The organism is Gemmatimonadales bacterium, assembly GCA_036500345.1.
In the GTDB taxonomy this organism is placed as follows: domain Bacteria; phylum Gemmatimonadota; class Gemmatimonadetes; order Gemmatimonadales; family GWC2-71-9; genus Palsa-1233.
The window spans coordinates 1-22,555 of the sequence record DASYCE010000013.1; the positions used below are offsets into that span (position 1 = coordinate 1).

Below are 22,555 nucleotides of genomic sequence, written 5' to 3' on the forward strand. Positions count from 1 at the left end.
TCCGATTCTCCCTCGGGATTGAGCAACACCGTCGACGCGGCATGCCAGATCGGCTTCCGCGATGCCGGCGCCGTCCGAGCCGATGCGGGCCGCGATTCGGGGAGCCAGATCCACGCGGCAATGACGTTGACGAAACAGAGAGCGGACGCAATGAACCCCGGGGCCTGCCGTCCCCAGTGCGTGGTGAGCGACGCGATCCCGGGGCCGAGGATCACGCCGGCATTCGTTGCCGCCGACAACCATCCCAGTGCCCGCGCGCGGTGTTCTCGTTCCACGGTGTCCGAGACGTAGGCCTGCGCGACGCCGGTCGTTCCACCGCCGAGCCCCTGCACGACCCGCGAGAGAAAGAGGAGCCAGAGGGAGTCCGCGAGTCCGAAGACGAGAAATGCCACCGACGATGCCAGCAGGCCGATGATCAGCGCGGGGCGCCGTCCATATCGATCGGAGACTCGTCCCCACAGCGGTGCCGCCACCAGCTGCGCGATCGAGAATGAGGCGATCAGCCATCCGACCGTCTCGGCCGTGGCGTGGAAATGAAGGGCGTAGAACGGGAGGAGCGGGATCACGATCAGTGATCCGAGCATGTCGACGAAGTTGAGCCCGATCAGGACGCTCAACTGGTTGAACTGTTCCCGTTTGGTGCGCGGTGCCGCATTCATGCGATTCGACGACTCCGTTCGGCCAGCAGGAATGCCCCGGTGCTGATCACGGTGAGGACCACACCGTACGCCGCCGCTTCGCCGAACGCCCCACCCCGGATCGCACCCAGGATCTCGAGCGAGACCGGCCGGGTGTCGTAGGTGTAGAGAATGATCGACGTCATGAAATCTCCCAGCCCCGTCACAAAGGCTAATGCCGCAGCACCCGCCAGGACCGGAAGCAGGAGCGGAAAGATCACGGTCCGAAATGCCCGCCACGCCCCCGCGCCCAGCGATGCCGCTGCCTCATCGAGCGACGGATCGAGCGCCCGGACCGCTGCAACCATCGGCCGCCCCACCACCGGAAGTGAGCGGATCAGGTAGGCCAGGGGAAGGAGCCAGAGCGTGCCGATCAATACGATCCGTCCGGCGGCTGGTTGCAGCACCGAGAACATCGTCGCCAACGCAATCGCGTAGACTGTCCCCGGGACCGCCCACGGCAACGCCAGCCCGGCTTCGAGCCAGCGGGAGAATCGCCGCCGCGGATCGCGCGCCACCATGGCCACCGCGAGAGCCAGCGCCGCCGCAACGCCGGCAGCAAGTGTCGCCATCCACAGCGATGTGGCGAAGGGGCGCCACTGTACGGGATCGGTAATAAGCGATACGTAGTTGCTGCCGGTCCATGCCGCGGGCAACGCGGTCGAGGTCCACCCGCCTTGCGCGACGAACGAAACCATCAGCAGCATGAGGTGTGGCAGCAGCAGCCAGCCGGTTACCGACCATCCGATCACACCGAGCACGATCCGCCTGCGCCGCGACCCGGTTCGTACCGGCGCCGGCGCGATCCCTTTCCCCGCCCCGCGGACGCCGGCGCCGCCAATTCGTGATGCCATCACCAGTGCCACAATCGCCAGTGCCACGAGAGACAGCGTCTCGACCATGGCGATCGGGATGTCACCGTTGAGGCGGGTGCTGACGATCTGCGTCGGGAGCACGCGAAAGCCGCCGCCGAAGACGTATGGCGCCGAGAATGACGCCAGGGACGAAAGCGCGGTGAGGAGCGCGCCGTTGCCGATCGCCGGACGCAGCAACGGGAGGAGGATCGTACGGATCGCGCGGCTGCGACCTGCACCGAGAGCAGTGGCGGCCTCAAGCAGCGCCGGGTCGAAGGTGGCCAGCGCGCCGCGCACCAGCAGATAGGTGTAGACGTACATCGTGGTGGCGTGAATGAGGATCACCGCGCCCGCGCCGTCGAATCGCCACGGCGGCGTGTCCGAGCGGGCGATTGCCATCACGAGGTGCGCAAAGATGCCGCTCTCGCCGTAGAGGAAGAGAAAGGCGACCACGCCAACCAGCGGCGGGAGGACTGCCGGGAGCGCCAGCAGAGCGGACACAACCCGACGGCCCGGGAAGTCGGCGAGCCGGGTGAAGAGTCCGAGCGAGACGCCGAGGATGCCGCCGAGCACGACGCTGGCGATTGCGAGCCCGGCCGAGTTGATGACAGCGCGCCATTCATTCGGATCGGTGAGAAACGAGTGGATCGGCCCCGTGGTCCACGCACCGTGCACCCGGATCGCATCAACGCCGACGAGCACCATCGGCTCTACGACGAGCCACGCGAGGGCGGCGAGGAGGAGCGGCGCGATCAATCGGCGCATCACGCCGACGCGCCCCAGGCGTGAGCACCGATCCCCGTCGGCTGCAGGCGGACTGCATCGCCTTCTGCCGCCGCATCGGGGCGCGCCGCCACTTCGATCTCCTCGCCGCTTGCGAGGCGCACCGTGAGCACAGCATTCGCACCAGCGAACCGGCGGCGAGCGACTGTTCCCGCGAGCGTGCCTGACGGCGCCAGCTCGACCGCTTCAGGCCGCACCAGGAGACGCACCGCGCCGGCAGTGCCGGGCGCTGCGGTCGCTCGCCATTCGCCACCGCCGGCGGTGACCCGGACGATATCGCCGTCAGCGCCGACAACGGTCCCGGCAAGCTCGGAAGTCCGGCCAACGAACTGCGCCACGAACGGCGTCGCCGGCTGCTGATAGAGATCCTCGGGACGCCCAAGCTGCTCGAGGACGCCACGATGGAGGAGCGCGATCCGGTCGGCCAGGTCGAACGCCTCTTCCTGTTCGTGCGTCACCAGGATCGTCGTGATCCCGGTGCGGCGCACCAGATCACCGAGTTCCTTCCGCGTCCGCTCACGAAGCGAGGGGTCGAGGTTCGACAGCGGCTCGTCGAGGAGCAGGACTCGCGGACGTGGTGCGAGGGCGCGCGCGAGGGCGACCCGCTGCTGCTGGCCGCCCGAGAGCGATGCGATGTTCCGGGACTCGAAGCCGCTGAGATCGACCATCGCCAGCACCTCGGCGGTGCGCGCGTCGCGTGCTTCGCGCGGCATCCGCTCGGAGGCGAGACCGTACGCGACATTCTCGCCGACCGTGAGATGCGGGAAGAGTGCGTAATGCTGGAAGACCATGCCGCAGCGACGCTCGAGCGCCGTCCGCGACGTGACGTCGTCGCCGTCGAGGATGATCCGCCCGGCGTCGACGCTCTCGAAACCGGCGATCATTCGCAGCAGCGTCGTCTTGCCGCTGCCGCTCGGCCCGAGCAGCGCGATCAGTTCACCGTTGGCGACCTCGAGCGACACGCCGGCCACGACCGTTGTCGCACCGAACCGCTTGGCCACATTGTCGAGACGGACGGTGCTCATTTCCCCTCCTCGCGACGGCCAGTCCCGCGGACGCGGTGATCCCAGTATCGCATCCAGTCGGCTCCGTGCGCCGCGAGCATCGCCCAATCGATCGGCGCGGTCACCATCTGATGATCGACGTCGCGGACCCACTGCGGGACGCGATCGGCGGGGAGATCGGTGCGCGCCGGAAGACGCCAGCTCTTCTGCGCGGTGAGAATCTGCGCGTCGATGCTGCCGACAAATTCCTCGAACCGTTCGGCTGCTCGGCGGTGCTTCGTTCCCTTCACGATTGCGATGGCGTCGTCGATCACCGGTGTCCCGCTGGCGGGAAAGGTGTACCCGAACGGCATTCCCTGGCTTTGCCAGATCAGCATGTCCGGAAGATCCCACAAGGTGATGGTCCCTTCGCCCCGTGCGAGCTTCTCCGCCAGGATCGCCGGATTGAGCGCGTAGGTGCGCGTCTGCGCGTCGAGACGGCGGAGCCACGCCATCCCCTGCGCCGTGTCACCGGTCCGCTGCATGCTACGCATCACGATCATCCCCCAGATGGCACGCATGGTGCCGCTGGCGACGGGATCGCGAATCAGGATCTGGTCGCGCCATCTGGGAAGGAGGATGTCGTCCCAGTCCTTCGGCGCGTCCGCTGCGGTGACGAGGTTGCGGTTGTAGGCGATGACCGACGGCGTCCGATAGACCGGCCAGTACAGATCGTGCGGACCGATCCCTTCGGAATCGACATTGCGCCACCAGCTGGGACGGTATGGTTCGATGAGCGAGTCGGCAACGCCGGCGTCGAAGAGGGTCGTCGGTCCGCCGAACCAGATGTCGGCCACGGGATTCGGCTTCTCGAAGCGGAGCCGATCGACGACGTCCTGGCTCCCCATGTCGAGCCAGCGGACGTCGATGTCGGGATTCGCCGCTTCGAAGGTCCGCTCCATCAGCTCCAGCAGGCCGCGATCATGCGGTGAATAGATGGTCAGGTGTTCGCGATGGTCGCGGGAGCAGGAGGAACACAACAAGATCGCGAGCGTGAGGCCGATCCTTCGACTGCGCAGGCGCTGCGCGCCCGCTCCGCTCAGGATGACAGGCTCACGACGCACGATCACTAGTGCGCGGCAGCGTTTGGCCGCTGGCCCACCGCAAGAAGGTTCGCCCAGAGGCGCCACGCACCGGGAACCACGACGGGGAGCTGCCGGTGGAACGACAAACCGGTGTACACCGCGATGCCCTTCCCGACGTGCGCAATCAGCAGCCCACCTTCGCGCGTGATGTCGCCGGCGTCGTGCGTTTCGAGAACAGGTGTCCACGCCGGATCCCAGCTCGCGGGGAAATCGAGGCCGCGTTCCTGCACCCAGTTGTCGAAGTCGCGCGCGCCGATCGGATTGGGCCAACGGAGCACCTGCTGTTGCGGAGCGATGAGATGCACCGGTGCGGTTTCGTCGGTCACGCGGTTCTGCGTCGGCGCGCCGATGTTGAGCGGGCGCGGCGCATATCCGCCGCGAACGTACGGCGTCTGCTGGTACTGGATGATCAGCGTCCCGCCGGCCTCGAGCCAGCGCATCAGGCGCGGATTGGCGCGATCGAGCGACTCGTCGGCCTCGTACGCGCGCGGTCCGATCACGATCACCTTGTATGGCGCGAGCGATCCACGTTCAAGCGCATCGCCGGTGAGCAGTTGGACGTGGAGCCCGGCGTCGGTCATCGCCTCGGGCATCAGGTCGCCGCCGCCGCGCACGTATCCGATCGTCCCGACCGGCGCGAAGGCAATGTCGGTGACGACGATCGCGGACCTCGCATCGGTGACGATGTTCCGGTCGCGGATGTGCGGATAGCGGATTCGCTCGAGCCCGGTGTCGAGGGTGTCGTGGCCGCTGACGACGCGCGCGGAGATCTCGTATCGCTGCGCCGGCGTCGCAGCCGGCGTGGTCACGGTGAACGCCACCGTGGCGCGTTCGCCGACGCGGGTGAAGTGGACGTGCTGCGGCGCGGCGGTGGTCCAGCCGCGCGGCAACGCCAGCGAGACGACGGCGTCGGCCGAGTCCTGTTCGAGATGCTGCAGCACCACCTGGAACTGGTGCTGGCGCGTGCTCGCCGGCCAGAGGAGTTGCGACGGCTGGAGATCGACGGTGATCGGCTGGACGATTATCACCGGATGGCGCACTTCGCCGAGGACCGGATCGCGGAATCGCGCGGCAAGTTCGCGAGTGACGGTCATGTACTGACTGCCGGCCACGTGAAAGAGGAACGCCGCTTCGATCGGTGGCGCCTCGGGTTCACCCCAGAGCGACGGCGGACCGCTCCACTGGAACATCGCTCCCGCCAGCGGCTTCTCCAGATAGTACGGCGACGAAGGCGCGGCGTGATTCGCGACCGTCATCGTTGCCGTGCATCGATAGAGCGCCCCCGGTGCAACCGACGGCATCGAGCCGGCACAATCGCCTTTCCCAATGCTCACGCCGTCGTGCGGAACGAGCGCCGCGGTCACTCGAGCGGTATCGTGGCCGGCATTCCATACGGTCAGTGTCACGGGGACCGCTTCACCAGGCGTCACCTCGTCGCGGTCGGTCGTGGCATCGACGACGATCCCCTTCTCGATCAACTGCACTTCGTTGGCGTGCACGTCGTTTGCCGGCGGTGCTTCGCGCGGGATCCCCGCGAAGAGTGAATCGTCATTGCCGGTGATCGACGGGATCCGCTCAACCAGCCGCAGGCCGGTCCGCGAAGGGCCGAGCTCTTCGAGACCGCCCTGATTCTGGGACCGGTGCTGGGACCGGCTTCGTGCGGCGATCTGGCGCAGCGACAAGCCGACCGCGGGGTCGATCACGCCGCCGTCGAAGGTCAACGTGCCGCTCGTCCCTCGCGCATCGCGATAGAGCTTCGACGGCTGCCACGGAGGGAGATGCTCCTGCGAGACCAGCTCGGGGAATCGTGCCGGGTCGCCGGCGGCACGGTATGCCTCGGGGGTAAGAATTCCCGCGACCTGGTGATGACCGTGCCCATCGGCCGGCGTGCCGGAGAACACGGACACCACCACCTGCGGACGGAAGCGCCGGATGATGCGCACCATGTCCTTGAGGACCGAGTCGCGATTCCAGAAGCGGAACGTTTCGTCGGCCGTCTTGGAGAAGCCGAAGTCGAAGGCGCGGGTAAAGAACTGCTGGGCGCCGTCGATCTTCCGCGCCGACACCAATTCCTCCGTCCGCAACACGCCGAGCGACTTGCCAAGCTCGCTGCCGATCAGGTTCTGACCGCCGTCTCCGCGCGTGAGCGACAGATACCCGGCGGTGATCCCATCGCCACGCGCGAGAATGGTGAGGAGTTCGGTGTCCTCATCGTCGGGATGGGCGCCAATCATCAGGACGCGCCGCCAGCTTCCGGCGAGCTTCTGCTCCTGCGCGAGACGGGCGAGTCCGCCGGTGCCGGCACCACCGGTCTGAGCGGCAATGGGCGAAGCGACGGCTGCGATACCGACAATGAGGCACCCGGCAAACGCCAGGTGACGATATATACGAGTCATGGTTGCGGGGGCGGAGGTTCGACTGGTGGCGAGCCGTCGCGGGGACGGTCCTTCGGCGTCCGCTCGCGACCAATGGCGAACGCCAGAATGAATGAGATCAACGCAGCCAGGAGCAGTGTCTCTCCCGCGCCGCCGCCGCTGCCGTGCAACAGCAACAGCATCCCGACCGACGCGGAGATCGTCCCGATCCCCCGGAGGACTTCCTCCAGGTTGCGCCAATGGGTCTTGATCCCCCAATGGATGGCGCCGATCAGCCCCGCGATCCCCATCGCCAGGATGACATACCAGATCCCAATCCAGTAGCGCTTTCCGATCATCGGCGACCCTGGCGCGGCGGACGGACTGCTTGGCGATGAGAGAGCGAAACCGGAACGCTAGCGGTCGATGGGACGGGCGCCAAGGGGCAACCACCGTTTATCCCCGGTGCTCCCGGAGGAAGTCGAACGTGTAGATCCCGGTTCCGTGACCATCGCTCCAGCGAATTCGGAGACCATAGGCGCCGACGAGTTCCAGCGCCTCGGCGTGAACATCCCCGGGAACGCTGGACGGATCGAGGATCCGGCGCCCCGACATCTCATCCACGCATGCGGCGCAGGGGCAGGCCAACCGCAGCGATCGGAGGCCAAGAATCTGCGGCTCGGCGCCCTCTCCCCAGTCGATTTCGATCGCGTCGGGCCGTCGGCGAATCGCCCGCGGGACCTGTTTATCTTGGTGGCGCATGATCGAATCTTAGCCCCGGACCCGATGCCGATGCCCGAAACCGCGACCACCATTGCCTCCGGCAATCGCACCCTCACGATCCATTCACTTCCCGCGCTGCAACAGGCCGGACTGACGCGCCTCGACCAATTGCCGTTCTCGATCCGCGTCCTGCTGGAGAATGCGCTGCGGCACCGCGGGCACGGCTTCGTCACCGACGAGCATGTGCGCGCCCTCGCGTCGTGGACCCCGGCAAAGGCGGGGACGGCAGAGATTCCGTTCCTTCCCGCGCGCGTGGTGCTGCAGGATTTCACCGGCGTTCCGTGCGTCGTCGATCTTGCGGCGATGCGCGACGCGATGGCCGCGATGGGAGGTGATCCGGAGCGGATCAATCCAGTCGTCCCGTGCGACCTGGTGATCGATCACTCGGTGCAGGTCGACCACTACGGCACCGCCGAAGCGTTCAAGCTGAATGTCGCGCTCGAGTTCGATCGCAATGCGGAGCGGTACCAACTGCTGAAGTTCGCCCAGCGCGCCTTCAAGAACTTCAGGGTCGTGCCCCCGGGCACCGGGATCGTGCATCAGGTCAACCTGGAATATCTCTCGCCCTGCGTGCAGGTCCGCGAACAATACGGCGCGGTGACTGCCTATCCCGACACACTGGTCGGTACCGACTCGCACACCACGATGATCAACGGCCTCGGCGTCCTCGGCTGGGGTGTGGGCGGCATCGAGGCGGAAGCGGTCATGCTCGGCCAGCCGTACTTCATGCTCCTCCCCGAAGTGGTGGGGATGAAGCTGACCGGCGCGCTCCCCGCCGGCTGCACGGCCACCGACCTGGTCCTCACGGTCACGCAGCAGCTGCGCAAGCACGGCGTCGTCGACAAGTTCGTCGAATTTTTCGGACCGGGGCTTCATCAACTGCCGATCGCCGATCGCGCGACGATCGCCAACATGGCGCCGGAGTACGGTGCCACCTGCGGCTTCTTTCCGGTCGATGCCCAGACGTTGCGCTACCTCGAGCAGACCGGACGCGAGCCGGCGCAGGTCGCGCTGGTCGAAGAGTATTGCCGCGCCCAGCAGCTCTTCCACACGCCGGAAGCTGCCGATCCGCAATTCAATGCGATGCTCGAACTCGACCTCTCCACCGTCGTGCCGAGCGTGGCCGGTCCCAAGCGTCCGCAGGATCGGGTGCCGCTCGACGGACTGCACCGGAATTTCGACGAGAACCTCCCCGCGCTGATGCAGCCGACCGTTCCCGCGGCACGGCGGAAGCAGGCGGAGGTCGCGCTCTCGCGCTGGAACGGCGAAGGGGGCGCACCGCCGACCGGACATCCCGGGGCACCGGATCACTATCCGGTCGAACTCGAAGGAGCGGTCCACCAGGTCCACGACGGTTCGGTGGTGATCGCCGCGATCACGTCATGCACCAATACGTCGAACCCGTCGGTGATGGTCGGCGCAGGACTGCTGGCGCGGAAGGCGGCGGCCCGCGGGCTCAAGGCGCGGCCGTGGGTGAAGACATCGATGGCACCGGGGTCGCGCGTCGTTACCGACTATCTCAAGCGCGCCAAGCTCGACGGTGATCTCGACGCACTCGGATTCCAGACGGTGGGATACGGCTGCACCACCTGCATCGGCAACAGCGGCCCGCTCGCTGATCCGATCGCCACGGTGATCGACGAGCATTCGCTGGTGACGGCGTCGGTCCTCTCCGGCAATCGCAACTTCGAGGCGCGGATCCACCCGCAAGTGCGCGCCAACTATCTGATGTCGCCGATGCTCGTGGTCGCGTACGCGCTCCTCGGCCGCGTCGACGCCGATCTCAATCGGGATCCGCTCGGCACCGACCGTGATGGCAAGGAAGTCTTCCTCCGCGACGTGTGGCCAACGCCGAAGGAGATCGCCGAGACGATGAGCGCCTGCCTCGGGCCCGATCTCTTCCAGAAGCAGTACGGCGCGGTCTTTGATGGCGACGAAGAGTGGCGCGGGCTCAATGTTCCGGGCGGATCACGGTTCGCGTGGGATCCGAAGAGCACCTATATCCGGAATCCGCCGTTCTTCGCAAACCTGCCGAAGAACCCACAGCCGCTGACCGACATCAGCGACGCCCGCGTCCTCGCGCTGCTCGGTGACTCGGTGACGACCGATCATATCTCGCCGGCCGGTGCGATCCCCAAGAGCGGCCCTGCGGCGCGATACCTGCGCGAGCATGGCGTCGAACAGCCCGACTGGAACACGTTCGGATCGCGGCGCGGCAATCATGAAGTGATGATGCGCGGGACCTTCGGGAACGTCCGCATCAAGAACCGTCTCGTTCCGGACAAGGAGGGGAACTGGACGATTCACTTCCCGTCCGGCGAGGTGATGAGCATCTATGACGCGGCGATGAAGTACATCGACAGCGGAACGCCGCTGGTCCTTCTCGTCGGCAAGGAATACGGCACCGGATCGTCGCGCGACTGGGCGGCGAAGGGGACGACGCTGCTCGGTGTGAAGGCGGTAATCGCGGAGAGCTACGAGCGGATTCACCGGTCGAACCTGGTTGGCATGGGGATCCTGCCGCTCGGCTTCGAAGAAGGAAAGAACGCCGCGAGCCTCGGGCTTACGGGGAAGGAAGTCTTCTCGATCAGCGGGATCGCCGCAGCGAAGCCGGGTGGGACGGTCACGGTCACGGCGACCGACCCCGACACGAAGAAGACGACGACGTTCAAGGCGCTGGTGCGGCTCAACTCTCCCGTGGAAGTCGAATACCTCCAGCACGGGGGAATCCTGCAGCGCGTGCTGCGGATGTTCGCGAAGGGCTGATTGCCCTAGCGGTGAAACCAGAGCGCTGTCGCGGCGCCGACGATCGTGACCCACATCGTGATCCACATCGTCACCAGCCAGCGCGACTGTTCGCCGAGGCGGCGTTCGAGCATCACTTCGAGTGCGACGAGGCGATCATCGAGTCGCTTCTCCATTCCGTGGATCATTCCGATCAATTCGGTGCGGAATTCCGCGAGCCGCTGGTTGAGCTTGGCGTCAAGCCGGTCGAAATTGCGCTCGTTCAGCTCGCGCAGGTCATTCCGATATGTGATGTCCATCTGATTGAACCAATCGACCAGCTCGCGGACGATCTGCTCGCCGAACCGGTCATAGAGGGCCTTTGAAAGTCGCGCGGTCACCGGCATCAGTCGCTCGTGGTTGAGACGAGCGAATACAATAAAGACAGCTTTCCTGCTCAACGCAGCAGTTGTACGCGGTGGTGGTGCGAATTAGTGCGAATGCGGGCCCGAGGGATCATCACCTGAAGGGGCCGAAATATCGTCCGCTCCTTTGTGCCGCGTGAACGGACCTTCGACAGTCCGCGCATTGATCCATCCGGCAAGCGTGCTCTCATCAGGGATCGCCGCGGCGCGGTAGTACGTCTCGATCACGTTGATCGCGCGACGGCAATTGTCGATCGCCTTGCCGTAGGTCCGGACTGCACCGACATGGAGGCCGCGGCCGGTGTCGATCGTGGTGCCGGTCGCCTCGAACTGATCGAGTGCGGTGCCGAGGTCGTCGACGAAGTGATCGCCAAGGCCGAGGGGAATCAGCGTATCGACGCGGGCCGCCGTCGCTGCGAGCAGCGATCGGGCTTCGAGGAGAAAACGCTTGTTCGGGCCGGAGCGCGGCATGGAGAAGACGCCGAGAATGGTTGGATCGTCGTCGATCGCCTGGGCCGCCACGCTGACGACGCGTATCAGGAGCTCATCGCGAATCTTGCGTCGCGCGGCCCGGCGTTGAAGCACGCCTGCGCGCCGGCCGCTCCGACCGGCGGACTCCTGCAAGCCGAGATTGGTGACCAAGGTGACGGCGGCTTCGAGGCGTTGCAGCGCGACCCTGAAGCCGTTGTCGTCGATCGGGTGTCGCTGCGCGTAATCGAGGGCGCGCCGCGCGGCAGAGAGTTGTTGCCGAATCCTGGCCTTCATGGTGGACCTCCTGATTGCCCCGCCGCCTTGCGGCCGGGTAGTGAATCCGTGAGCGAGATCGGAATAACCTCGCGGGCATGCGATTGACGACATTGCGGTTGCAGCGGTCGTGCCATGAGCGATGGCGTTGTTGCGCAAGGAGTTAGCCGAGCCGTCAGGGACGGCGTCGAGAGAATCGTCCGGAAATCGGACAATGTGTCAAGTTGCGGAATGGTACGGGCGAGGTGTTGAACCACTCCGCTCACGGCGAAGTGCGGTCGGCAGCGCGAGCAAGTGAGCGGGCGCAGCGATAGGGCGGCGGTACGATCGGCACCTGGAGGGCGATTGCCGAATCGAACGATCGGTCGATTCGAGCCGTGATTCTGCGGCGCGATCAGCGGATCGGCAGTTCAGTGACTGAGGCCGACGAACTCGAGCAGCTGTCGGTTGCGCGATCCGCGATCCGGACGAACCAGGAACGTCGATCGACGGCGGGGCGACCTCTCCTGCAGTTGCAATCCACCCGGTGATTGCGAACCGATGAGTGCGATCGACTTCGGGACGGGCCCGGTCGGCGGATTCATCGATCCGGCAGGGGGTGTGATGATGTCGATTCGCCGAGGATCGAAGTGGATCGGATCGTACGTGAAGCGACGGCTGAGAATCGCAGCCGGGGTAGCGAAGGATGCGCGCGGTGCTGTCAATGGTCCGACCGGCGGTCGTGATCCGGTCAGTGCGGGAAACGCGGAGGTGCGGGGAGCGACAGGCTGAGGGCAGCAGCTCAGGATTGGCATCGGCACGGCGCCGCAGCTTTGGGCAGCATCGTCGCCGGGGTCGGCCGCGGGATCCTCCGGTCGGCACAGGTGGATTGGCTGCTGACAGCTCGCCGATGGGATCGATCAGACGCGGCATGTCAGGGGCGGCTGGCCGGCTGAATGACGTCAGAAGGATAGTTTTCATTGGTACCCCCTGACGCGGAACGGCCCGAAGCGACGCGTCGGAGCTAATCAATCAAAGGATTTCCAGATGGCCGACCAGCCGCCGAAGCAGTTCGTCTTCTACATCGCCGCAACACCGGAGAAGGTGTGGGAGGGATTCGTCTCATCCGAGTCGAATCGAATCCTCTTCATGGGGGCCGACCTCGAGACCGATCTCACGCCCGGCGGCCCGATGAACTGGGTCGGCAGCGGCAAGGACGGCCAGCGCGTCGCGTTTGTTCACGGGAAGGTGCTCGAAGTGGACCGGCCGAAGCGACTCCGGTACACCTTTGCAGTGGGACCGTCGGAGAAGTATTCCCGCGTGACGGTCGACCTCGTGGCCGAGAGCGAGGCGACGCAGGTCACGTTGACACACGACCAGTGGGCGGAGGACGACACCACCTACGGGGCGACCGCAGACGGGTGGCCGCGGATCCTGTCGCGGCTCAAGACGCTGATCGAGACCGGAAAGACGTTCAAGCCGCACTGACGCAGCGACTTACTGCTTCCGTCCGAACACCAGCGTCGGCGACCCCATCGACTGGCCGGCATACACGGCTTCACGATGGATTCGCAGCTCGGTCCCGTTGGCGCCAAGCGACCATCGATCGATCTGCACCAGATCGGCATCTTCCGGGCGACTGGTGGTGTGTACCACCAGCGTGTCGCCGATCCATTCCACCTTGCTCGTGGCCTCGGTCGAGGTACCGATCAATCGAAGCGTGTTGACGCGAGGCGTTCCATCGAGCGCGTAGACGGCGTGCTGCTTCCCCGTTCCCGATGTCTCGCGATCGACGATGATGGAGTCCGCAGCCTGCGTGACGACATACGTCGCTGATTTCGGAGTGAACGAACTCGAATCGCTGCGCGCGACGTCGAGGATCCAGGTGCCGCTCAAATCGGGATGCGATGCGCGCTGCGCCAGCGCGTTCCTGCCGCCGGCGAGGCTGAGCAGCAGGGTGACCTCCGGCGCGATCGACCGGGCGCGCGTCATGGCTTCTTCGAAAAGACCATCGTCAGCGGCACGTCCTGCCCGCCGACGTGCAGCGTGCGGAGCATCGTCATCGTCGATTTGTCGGCCGAGAGCGAGAGCCGGTTGTCTTCGCTGAACTCTGTTCCCTGAAGCGACCCACTCGAATGATCGACAAGCGTATCGTGCGACCATCCGGCGGTGGTTGACATCTCCACCGTCTGCCCTGCGACGGTGGCGGTATTCTTCCAGACCTTCCCGTCGACTCCCTCGACCGTGTGTACCGACACGTTCCCCACGGTGGTGCTGGTCTGCCGATCCATCGTAACGGTGTCACCGTGCTGGACGATGGTGTAGATCGCGGACGCCGGGAGAAACTGACTCGCCGCACTCCGGATCGGGTCGAGCACCCAGGTGCCGCTGAGGTCGGGACGCGGGCCCTGCGCTGCGGCGGACAGCGCAATTGCGGCGGAGAGCACCAGGGCGCTCGAGAGGGTTCGGAACGAGTGTGACATGATGGTGCTCCGAGGTGTCGGAGGGAGCGAGCGGGAGGTTACGGCTTGCGATTGAACACGAGGGTGGCCGACAGCACGTTCTGTCCGCCGACATCCACCACGCGGCTTGACGTCAGCGTCTTCCCGTCGGTGCCGAGGGTCCAATGGTCGGTCTGGGTGAAGTCGTATCCCTGCGAGGTGCCGGTCGTGATGACGACCAGTCCCTGCGAGTCGAACGTGGCGGTGCTGGTGGTGGTCACCGTTTCGGGGCCGATGGGCAGCGTGTTCTGATAGGGCTTCCCGTCGGTCGCGACAACGACATGCGAGGTCGACGTCCCGATCGTCGGCGCCGTCGTCTCGCGGTCGATCGTGATCGTGTCACCGTGGGTGGTGATCGTCCACGTGGCCGAAGTGGGGAGTGGAGCAGGTTCCGAGGTGCTCTTCGACGCGTCGAGGACCCAGGTCCCAGCGAAATCGGGGTGGGCGCCCTGCGCCGCACCCCGGTTGGCAATCATCGCGACGGCAAGGACCGCCGCGCCGATCCCGCGGCGTATCATGCGACGAGATCCTTGAGCTTTTCGCCGGTCTCACCTTCGCGCAGGCGAACGAGAGCACGATCGCGCAACTGGCGGATCCGTTCCCGCGTGACGCCCATCATCCGGCCGATCTCCTCGAGGGTACGCGGCTGGCCGTCGTCGAGCCCGAAGTAGAGGCGCAGGACCTTGGCGTCGCGCGGCGGCAGCGAATCGAGTGCGGCTTCGATGTCGGCGCTCTGCGAATTCGCCATCGTGTGCGCATCGGTCTGTTCCTGCTCGGCCAGCGCGAAGCGCTCCATCCGCTCGTTGCCATCGCCTTCGCGCGTCGGATGATCGAGACGGACCGCCTCGGTGTTGAGCGACGACAGCGAACGAACCGCTTCCTCGGTCAACCCGGTGGCGCGGGCGAGCTCGTCGGTGGTGGGCATCCGCCCGAGCTGTTCCTTGAGATACGTCGTGGTCTTGCCGAGGCGCGACAGATCCGCCGTACGGTTGAGCGGCACCCGAACCGGACGGCCATGACGGGCAATCGCCGCCTGGACCGCCTGGCGGATCCACCAGACGGCGTACGAGATGAACTTGACGCCGCGATCGGGATCGAACTTCCGCGCCGCGGTCATGAGGCCGAGGTTCCCCTCGCCAATCAGGTCGACGAGCGGCACGCCGCGGTTCTGGAACTTCTTGGCCACGGACACGACGAAGCGGACGTTGTGCCGTGCCAGCCGTTCCTGGGCGAGGATGTCACCCTGAAACGCCCGGCGCGCCAGCGCCATCTCTTCTTCACGATTGAGCAGCGGGACCCGCGAGATCTCGTCCAGGTACAGATCGAGACTCTCCCGGCCTTCATCGACCGCCCGGGCGATCTGCGCCGGACGGAGCGACCGCCGCTTTCCGCGAGCACGAATGGTCACGTCCAACTCCTATCCCCTCGATCCCGCCGTCAGGGAGCGACCCCAAGTCGCACCACTACGCGAGAATATCGGCCCCGCAAGCGAGGCGAAAATAACTCTGCCGCAGCACTTTAGCAAGCTATTGATCGTAAAACCCTGTGAAACATGAACTTCGCTTTGACGGTCCACCGTGAAACAGGAGCCGATCATCGGCGCTGTCATGCCACATACGCGCTCGCGGTGCCCGGCGTTCCCGGTTGACAGCTGTCTGACATGAATGCCCGGACTGGGGCTCTCACTAGGAGACGCCCGAGCGGCGGGATTCGTCACTACAGCGCTTTGATCTCGGTGACGAGGCGGGTAAGCGAGGCCTTGGCGTCGCCGAAGAGCATCGACGTCCGGGGCTCGTAGAAGAGGGCGTTTTCGATCCCGGCGAATCCGGCACTCATCCCCCGCTTCAGCACGATGACGCTTCGCGCCTTGTCCACATTGAGGATCGGCATGCCATAGATCGGGGAGGATGGGTCGGTCCGCGCGGCGGGGTTGACGACGTCGTTGGCGCCGACCACCAGCGCCACGTCGCACTGCTCGAATTGGGGGTTGATCTCCTCCATGTCGAGGAGCTTGTCGTACGGCACGTTGGCTTCGGCGAGAAGGACGTTCATGTGGCCCGGCATCCGTCCCGCCACCGGATGCACGGCATACTTCACGTCGCCGCCGCGCTTCTCGATCTGTTCGGCGAGCTCCTGCACCACATGTTGCGCCTGGGCCACCGCGAGACCGTACCCCGGCACGACGATCACGCGTGAGGCATACGCCAGCTGCACGGCGGCGTCTTCGGCGGAGATGCTGCGCACCGTGAGACCGGCCGACGACGTCGTGCTCGCCGCCACCGCCTGGCCGCCGAATGCCCCGAAGAGGACGTTGGCAAACGACCGGTTCATCGCCTTCGACATCAGGATCGACAGGAGGAAACCCGACGCGCCGTTGAGTGCGCCGGCGATGATCAGCACGTTGTTGCCGATGGCAAAGCCCGTCGCGGCGGCGGCGAGGCCGGCGTACGAATTGAGGAGCGAGACGACCACCGGCATGTCGGCGCCGCCGATCGGCACCACGAAGAGGACGCCGATCAGCAGCGACACGCCGATCATCGCCCAGAACGCCATCGGGTTGGCGGGATTGATCACCAGCCAGACGAAGAGGCCGAGGGTGACGGCGAGGAGCCCGATGCTGGTGGCGTTCTGCAGCGGCCAGGTGATCGGGCGGCCGGGGAGGAGTTCCTGCAGCTTCCCGAACGCCATGATCGAGCCGGTGACGGTGAGCGCGCCGAAGAGCGTCTCGAAACCGAGGGCGACCATCGTCCCGTGGCTGATCCCTGCGCCGAAACCCTGGACGATGAACTCGTTGACGCCGACCAGCGTCGCCGCGAGCGCGCCGAAGCCGTGCGAGATAGCGATCTGCTGCGGCATCGCGGTCATCGGCACCTTGGTCCCCATCGGAATGCCGATGAGCGTGCCGACGATGAGCCCCACGATGATCCATTCGTATGTCACGATCTGCTGCTGCACCAGCGTCCCGACAATGGCGAGCAACATGCCGATCGCGGCCTGATTCATCCCGCTACGGGCACGATCGGGATGAGTCAGTGATCGCAGGCCGAGAATGAAGAAGACCGACGCCGCGAGATAGGTGACCTGAGTGATCAGTTCGCGAATGTTCACGTGCCGGACTCCGGGCGCTTCGGCTCGGAGGGTTTGTGCCGGAACATCTTGAGCATGCGATCGGTGATGGCGAAGCCGCCGACGACGTTGACCATCGCGCACGCCACGGCGATGCAGCCGAGAATGTTGCTGATCCGGTGATCGCCGGATCCGGCGGCGACGATCGAGCCGACCAGTGAAATCCCCGAAATGGCGTTGGTGGCCGACATGAGCGGGGTGTGCAGCAGCGGCGGGACACGCATGATCACCTGGTAGCCGAGGAACGCTGCCAGCACGAACACGTAGATCTGGATGACGGCGGTTGCGGACATTCAGGTCACCATCGCTTTCACGATATCGTCATCGAGATTGAGCAGGAGCTTTCCGTCCTTGCGCAGCAGGTCGAGCAGGGTGATCACGTTGCGCGCGAACATCTGCGAGGCATGGATCGGCATGGTGCTCGGCAGGTTGAGCGGGCCGATGATCGTGACGCCGTTGTGCTCGACCGTTTCGCCGGGGCGAGTCAGCTCGCAGTTGCCGCCGGTCTCCGCCGACACGTCGATGATCACCGATCCCGACTTCATCGATTCGACCATCGCCGTGGTGATCAGCTGCGGCGCGGGACGTCCCGGAATCGCGGCGGTCGAGATCACCAGGTCCATTGGACCGATGGCGCCCGCGATCGCGGCGAGTACGCGCTGCTGCTGATCCTGCGCCAGCTCCTTCGCGTATCCGCCCGCTGTCGCGGCGTCGGCGGCGACAGCTTCGGGGGCGAGGAATTTTGCGCCGAGCGACTTCACCTCCTCGGCAGCCGCGGGACGGACGTCGAAACCGGTCACGATGCCACCGAGACGACGCGCCGTCGCGATTGCCTGGAGACCGGCGACGCCGGCACCGAGGACGAGAATCTTCGCCGGGGTGAGCGAGCCGGCGGCGGTCGTCAGCATCGGAAGGAATCGTCCCAGCGCGCCGGCGCCAATCAGCGTCGCCTTGTACCCGGCAACCGTGGCCTGCGACGACAGGACGTCCATCGATTGCGCCCGCGTCGAGCGCGGAACCTTCTCGAGGGCGAGGAGGGTGATGCCATTGGCTGTGAGCGTCTCCACCGGCGCCGACGGTTCGCGGCCGGCGAGGGCGATCAGTACGGAGCCGCGCCGCAGAACGTCGACCTCTCCCGGCGCCGGGCGTTGCACCTTGCAGACCACATCGGCCTGAGCGACGTCGCGCGGATCGGCGAGATTGGCGCCGGCGGTTGCATACGCGGCGTCGTCGAACCATGCCGCTGCTCCGGCGCCGCGTTCGACGGTGACGATATCACCCGCCTTGACCAGGCGCACGACCGCGTCGGGGGTGAGCGCAACCCGGCGCTCGCGCGCAGCGGTCTCCTTCAGAACTCCGACGTGCATGAGGTGATGCTCCCCGATCCGAGGCGCTGCCAAGGTAACCCCCGCCGCGGTGGACTTTCAACGGAGCATTTGACAGGTTGCGCCGATGCATCAGACCGCAACGGCGTGTGCACCGGGCTCCATCGGCAACGTGGGGCCCGGGATCGACATTGTCGGGCTCGCGGTGGCGGGGCTCGGCGACCGTGTCACACTGACCCGCCGCAGCGGGACGGGGATCACAGTCGTCGCCGCGGGACATCCCGATCTGCCGACCGATCCCGCGCGTCATTCGAGCGCCATTGCCGCGGCGGCGGTCTTCAGGCGCGCACGTTTCAACGATGGCGTCGACATGGTGGTCGAAAAGGGATTGCCACTCTCCGGCGGGCAGGGCGGCAGCGCGGCGTCGGCGATCGCCGGGGCGGTGGCGGCAAATCACCTCTGCGACGCGAAGCTCGACACCATTTCCCTGCTCGAATGCGGACTCGAAGCCGAATCGACGGTCGCGGGTCACCACGCCGACAACCTTGCACCGGCGCTGCTCGGTGGGTTGATCCTGATCAGGTCGCTCGACCCGATTGACCTGGTGCAGCTTCCGGTCCCGCCGCAGTTGCGCATCGTCCTGGTCCATCCGGCGCAGCAGCTTCGCACCAGCACCGCGCGCGCAGCGCTTCCCGAGATGATCACACGGGAGATCGCCCTCACGCAGGCAGCCAACATCGCGGCGATGGTTGCTGCGGCGTACCTCGGTGACTTGGCTCTTCTCGGGCGGAGCATCGACGATCGGATTGCCGAGCCGGCGCGCCGTCATCTCCTGCCCGGTTTTGACGATGCCAAGCAGGCGTCGCGCGAAGCAGGTGCCCTGGGCTGTTCGATCAGCGGCGCCGGGCCGACGGTCTTTGCGCTGGTGGATGATGACGAGACTGGCCGGCGCGTCGGCGACGCGATGGTTGCAGCATATCAGCGAGCCGGCGTGGACGCGACGGCACGAGTGGAGAAGGTGGACATGAACGGCACGAGGAATGGATGACCAACGCAGTGTCCTGGCAGCGGTGTGATGATTGCGGACATGAAATCGGCGAGCTGGAACGCGCCGAACGATGTCCAGTGTGTCGCGGCCTCCTTGCCGTGGTGCATCGTGTCGAGATCGACGGGCTCCGGGCGCGGCTCGACGCCAATGGGTCGTCGTCGGGGGTGTGGCGCTTCGGTGAATTGATCATGCCGACTGGTGTGCAGGGTGCGGTGTCGCACCCGGAGGGGAACACGCCACTGCTCGAGCGCGGCGACATCTCCCGCTGGACCGGCGTGGAGCGCCTGCACCTCAAGCACGAGGGGCACAACCCGACCGGTTCATTCAAGGATCGCGGGATGACGGTCGGTGTCACGCAGGCGAAGCGGATCGGTGCGCGAATCGTCGGCTGTGCATCGACCGGCAACACGTCGGCGTCGATGGCATCGTACGCCGCACACGCCGGGCTCGCTGCACTGGTCCTGGTGCCGGACGGACAGGTGGCGCTCGGCAAGCTGACACAGGCGCTCGCGTACGGCGCGCGGACGCTGTTGATCGAGGGCGATTTCGACCGCTGCCTGGCGCTGATGCAGGAGGCGAGCGAATCGCTCGGCGTTTATCTCCTCAACTCGATCAATCCATACCGCCTCGAAGGGCAGAAGACGATCGTCTTCGAGCTGCTGCAGCAGCTCCGGTGGGATCCTCCCGACTGGATCGCACTGCCCGCCGGCAACCTTGGCAACACGTCGGCGTTCGGCAAGGCGATCGAGGAAGCGTTCGCGTGGGGGCTGATCGATCGCAAGCCACGGATCGCGGCGATCCAGGCGGCAGGGGCTGCGCCGTTCGCGCACGCGTTCGCCCGTGGCTTCGATCAACTGATCCCGGTGCACGCCGAGACGGTGGCGAGCGCCATCAAGATCGGGGCGCCGGCATCGTATCAGCGCGCGGTGGCAGCGATCCGGTCGACGAACGGTGTCGTTGCCAGCGTGACGGATGCGGAGATCGTCGCGGCGAAGATCGCGATCGATCGTGCCGGCGTGGGATGCGAACCGGGGAGCGCGGCGTCGGTTGCCGGCGTGCGGCAGCTGCGCGCCAACGGGACGATCGGCGCGAACGAGCGGGTTGTTGCGGTGCTCACCGGCCACATTCTCAAGGACACCGGCATCCTGCAGCGGATTCACGAAGACGGCGCCGGGCAGTTCGACGGTGCCAATCCGCCGGTTCGCGTTGCGGCGACGGTCGGCGCAATCGGCGAGGCGCTCGACGCGATGGTGCGCGGAGGGTAGCGAGTTTGCGTCGAGGCCGGTGGATACTCCTCGCGCTGGCAACGACGCTGGTACACGGCGCATCCGCGCAACGCCGCATCGCCGCGACGCTCGACACCGTCTTCATCATCCCGGGTTCGCATCTCGACATCGGGTTCACGGCGCCGATCAACGATGTGCGGCGCGAGCGGATCGCGATCCTCGATCGCGCGATCGACCTCGCCACACGCGATCCGCATTTTGTCTGGTTCGAAGAGGGAGGCTGGTCGGTCGAAGCGTGGCTCGACCAGTATCACCACGACCCGGCGCGGATCGCCCGGTTGCGCGATCTCGTGGTGCACCACCGGATCGGCATCGGCGCCACGTTGCTCTCGCCGCATGCGGCGGCGTTTCCCGCCGCCCTGCATCTCCTCACCATGCATCTCGACCGCGTGCAGCAGGAACTCGGCGTCCGCCCCAGCGTCGCGGTGATCAATGACGTGCCGGCGATTCCGGAGGCGATGATCGACGCGCTCGCGACCCACGGCATTCATTACCTGCTGATGGGTCCGAACTTCAACTTCACGCCGCCATTGCCGGCTGCCATGACGCGGGACCCGTTCTATTGGGAATCGTCGCGGGGCAACCGTGTCCTGGTGGCGATCGATCCGAAGGGGTATGGCGACGCGCTCACCAACTGGCTCCTCCCGCCCGACTGCATTCGCCATCTCGACCCGCAGGAGTTCCCGGCAAGCCTGAGTGATGACAGCATCCTCACCCTCGGTGTGGCGCGCCAGCTCTCGGCGTGGGCAGGCCACGAGCCGTTCGGAATCATCCAGCATTCATCGGACAATGGCAGTCCCGATTGCGCAGCAACGCTCGACGCCGCGGCAGTGCGGTGGAATCGACGGCGCGGCGTTCCGCGGCTGGTGATCACCACGCCCGAGCAGTACTTCCACGATCTCGAGGCGCGCGTGGGATCACAGCTTGCGGTGCGCCGTGGCGAGTGGGGCGGTGACTGGGACCTGCTGCGAGCGAGCGAACCGGTGTGGAGCTGGAGGTTGCGGAAAGCGATCGCTGCGCTCACGCCGGCGTCGTCACGGGAGTTGCTGCTCGCCGCTGCGACGGTGACCGATCACAATATCGGGCTCGGCCCGCGGTGGATGGACGGCGTTCCCGAGCAGGTTGCCGAAGCGCACGTGGCGCAGGTGGCGGAGCTGTACCGGACCGTGGTCCGCGGGGCGCTGGGCGAGCGCGGGTTGACGATGGTTCCCCCGGCAATTGCGGCCCCGCCTGCCGGTCCGTGGCCCGACGCGTGGCGGCAAATCGTCGGTGACCAGCGCGACGCGGCACGAGTGCGTGCGGGAGTGTCATTCATCTATCCGCTGGTGCCCCCTGACGCTCCAGCGATGCCGACGCCGGTCACCGTGCGTGCCGACGCGCAGCGACTGGTGATCCACACCGCCATCGATCGGGTCGCACTGGAGCAGGCGATCGGTCCCCGCTACCAGGCGGTGATCGACATCACCTTGCGCGCGCCGCCGGCATCGGTCCGACTTGCCCCGCGCAACTCTCCCGCGGCGCGGGCCGGACACTGGCTGACGGGAATGCCCGATCCGCGCGTCGTGGCACCCGACGGTGTCGTGGTGAACGGCCCGCAGTGGTCGATCGAAGCGAGTGGGCCGCTGATCATCGGATGGACCCTCGCCGCCGATGCGCACGACCCGTCGATCACGCACCTGCAGGCGCTTGCGGTGGTGCACGCGGTGGAGGGAACGGTCGCCGGCGGGCAGCATGTCCGAGGGCGATTTGATCAGATGTATCCCGGCGAGCCGCCGACGCCGGTCTTCGATCTCGAACTGCACCGGTTGCCGAAGTAGC

The 22,555-nt window shown here is 66.2% G+C and carries 22 protein-coding genes; 6 read left to right on the plus strand and 16 right to left on the minus strand.

Annotation, left to right across the window (positions count from 1 at the left end):
* From VGM20_07335 to VGM20_07365, 7 genes are all read right to left on the minus strand, one after another.
* Window positions 1-659, minus strand: a 659-nt coding sequence (locus VGM20_07335; protein ID HEY4100674.1) for an MFS transporter, incomplete at its 3' end; no start/stop codon positions are given.
* The gene (locus VGM20_07340; protein ID HEY4100675.1) at window positions 656-2,296 is read right to left on the minus strand and encodes an iron ABC transporter permease; all 1,641 of its coding nucleotides are present in this window, start codon (window positions 2,294-2,296) and stop codon (window positions 656-658) included. The genes VGM20_07340 and VGM20_07335, both read right to left, overlap by 4 nt.
* Window positions 2,296-3,339: an ABC transporter ATP-binding protein gene (locus VGM20_07345; protein HEY4100676.1), complete on the minus strand. Its 1,044-nt coding sequence runs from the start codon at window positions 3,337-3,339 to the stop codon at window positions 2,296-2,298. Before VGM20_07345 ends, VGM20_07340 begins: the two co-directional genes overlap by 1 nt.
* The gene (locus VGM20_07350; GenBank protein ID HEY4100677.1) at window positions 3,336-4,421 is read right to left on the minus strand and encodes an extracellular solute-binding protein; all 1,086 of its coding nucleotides are present in this window, start codon (window positions 4,419-4,421) and stop codon (window positions 3,336-3,338) included. Before VGM20_07350 ends, VGM20_07345 begins: the two co-directional genes overlap by 4 nt.
* A gap of 5 nt (window positions 4,422-4,426) precedes the next feature.
* Window positions 4,427-6,838, minus strand: coding sequence for a PIG-L family deacetylase (locus VGM20_07355; protein ID HEY4100678.1), 2,412 nt, complete (start codon window positions 6,836-6,838; stop codon window positions 4,427-4,429).
* Window positions 6,835-7,155: a hypothetical protein gene (locus VGM20_07360; GenBank protein ID HEY4100679.1), complete on the minus strand. Its 321-nt coding sequence runs from the start codon at window positions 7,153-7,155 to the stop codon at window positions 6,835-6,837. The genes VGM20_07355 and VGM20_07360 overlap by 4 nt, the downstream gene beginning before the upstream one ends.
* 97 nt (window positions 7,156-7,252) lie before the next feature.
* Window positions 7,253-7,558, minus strand: coding sequence for a DUF971 domain-containing protein (locus VGM20_07365; protein HEY4100680.1), 306 nt, complete (start codon window positions 7,556-7,558; stop codon window positions 7,253-7,255).
* Window positions 7,559-7,582: 24 nt separating this feature from the next.
* On the opposite strand from VGM20_07365, the gene acnA reads away from it, so the two are divergent.
* Window positions 7,583-10,345, plus strand: a complete 2,763-nt coding sequence (acnA, locus tag VGM20_07370; protein ID HEY4100681.1) for an aconitate hydratase AcnA — start codon at window positions 7,583-7,585, stop codon at window positions 10,343-10,345.
* A 5-nt stretch (window positions 10,346-10,350) separates the two neighbouring features.
* Here the strand turns inward: acnA and VGM20_07375 are convergent, their stop codons facing one another.
* Both VGM20_07375 and VGM20_07380 read right to left on the minus strand, forming a co-directional pair.
* Entirely contained in the window at window positions 10,351-10,710 is a 360-nt protein-coding gene (locus tag VGM20_07375; GenBank protein ID HEY4100682.1) for a hypothetical protein, read from the minus strand.
* An 84-nt stretch (window positions 10,711-10,794) separates the two neighbouring features.
* Window positions 10,795-11,493 (minus strand): hypothetical protein, encoded by a 699-nt coding sequence (locus tag VGM20_07380; GenBank protein HEY4100683.1) that lies wholly within the window; start codon window positions 11,491-11,493, stop codon window positions 10,795-10,797.
* A 519-nt stretch (window positions 11,494-12,012) separates the two neighbouring features.
* Between VGM20_07380 and VGM20_07385 the strand changes: the two genes are divergently transcribed.
* Complete coding sequence (locus VGM20_07385) at window positions 12,013-12,243, plus strand: hypothetical protein (protein HEY4100684.1); 231 nt, start codon at window positions 12,013-12,015, stop codon at window positions 12,241-12,243.
* Window positions 12,244-12,498: 255 nt separating this feature from the next.
* On the plus strand, window positions 12,499-12,939 hold the full coding sequence (locus VGM20_07390; protein HEY4100685.1) for an SRPBCC domain-containing protein: 441 nt from the start codon (window positions 12,499-12,501) through the stop codon (window positions 12,937-12,939).
* 9 nt (window positions 12,940-12,948) lie between these two features.
* On the opposite strand, the gene VGM20_07395 is transcribed toward VGM20_07390, so the two are convergent.
* The 7 genes from VGM20_07395 to VGM20_07425 all read right to left on the minus strand — a co-directional run bounded on the left by VGM20_07395 (window position 12,949) and on the right by VGM20_07425 (window position 18,445).
* On the minus strand, window positions 12,949-13,443 hold the full coding sequence (locus VGM20_07395) for a hypothetical protein (protein ID HEY4100686.1): 495 nt from the start codon (window positions 13,441-13,443) through the stop codon (window positions 12,949-12,951).
* Window positions 13,440-13,934 carry a hypothetical protein gene (locus VGM20_07400; protein ID HEY4100687.1) on the minus strand — a complete coding sequence of 165 codons (495 nt, stop codon included), beginning with the start codon at window positions 13,932-13,934 and terminating at the stop codon, window positions 13,440-13,442. The genes VGM20_07395 and VGM20_07400 overlap by 4 nt, the downstream gene beginning before the upstream one ends.
* Before the next feature lie 38 nt (window positions 13,935-13,972).
* Window positions 13,973-14,470, minus strand: a complete 498-nt coding sequence (locus VGM20_07405) for a hypothetical protein (GenBank protein ID HEY4100688.1) — start codon at window positions 14,468-14,470, stop codon at window positions 13,973-13,975.
* A complete protein-coding gene (locus tag VGM20_07410) occupies window positions 14,467-15,360 on the minus strand; it encodes an RNA polymerase sigma factor RpoD/SigA (protein ID HEY4100689.1) in 894 nt (297 codons plus the stop codon). Before VGM20_07410 ends, VGM20_07405 begins: the two co-directional genes overlap by 4 nt.
* A gap of 308 nt (window positions 15,361-15,668) precedes the next feature.
* The gene (locus VGM20_07415) at window positions 15,669-17,060 is read right to left on the minus strand and encodes an NAD(P)(+) transhydrogenase (Re/Si-specific) subunit beta (protein HEY4100690.1); all 1,392 of its coding nucleotides are present in this window, start codon (window positions 17,058-17,060) and stop codon (window positions 15,669-15,671) included.
* A complete protein-coding gene (locus VGM20_07420; protein ID HEY4100691.1) occupies window positions 17,057-17,371 on the minus strand; it encodes an NAD(P) transhydrogenase subunit alpha in 315 nt (104 codons plus the stop codon). Before VGM20_07420 ends, VGM20_07415 begins: the two co-directional genes overlap by 4 nt.
* Entirely contained in the window at window positions 17,372-18,445 is a 1,074-nt protein-coding gene (locus tag VGM20_07425) for an NAD(P) transhydrogenase subunit alpha (protein ID HEY4100692.1), read from the minus strand.
* 85 nt (window positions 18,446-18,530) lie between these two features.
* Here VGM20_07425 and VGM20_07430 point away from each other — a divergent pair, with 85 nt between their 5' ends.
* The 3 genes from VGM20_07430 to VGM20_07440 are packed head-to-tail and all read left to right on the plus strand — an operon-like array spanning window position 18,531 to window position 22,554.
* Complete coding sequence (locus VGM20_07430) at window positions 18,531-19,451, plus strand: homoserine kinase (protein HEY4100693.1); 921 nt, start codon at window positions 18,531-18,533, stop codon at window positions 19,449-19,451.
* Complete coding sequence (thrC, locus tag VGM20_07435) at window positions 19,448-20,716, plus strand: threonine synthase (GenBank protein HEY4100694.1); 1,269 nt, start codon at window positions 19,448-19,450, stop codon at window positions 20,714-20,716. Before VGM20_07430 ends, thrC begins: the two co-directional genes overlap by 4 nt.
* Window positions 20,717-20,721: 5 nt before the next feature.
* Window positions 20,722-22,554 carry a hypothetical protein gene (locus tag VGM20_07440; GenBank protein HEY4100695.1) on the plus strand — a complete coding sequence of 611 codons (1,833 nt, stop codon included), beginning with the start codon at window positions 20,722-20,724 and terminating at the stop codon, window positions 22,552-22,554.
* Window position 22,555: the final 1 nt, after the last annotated feature.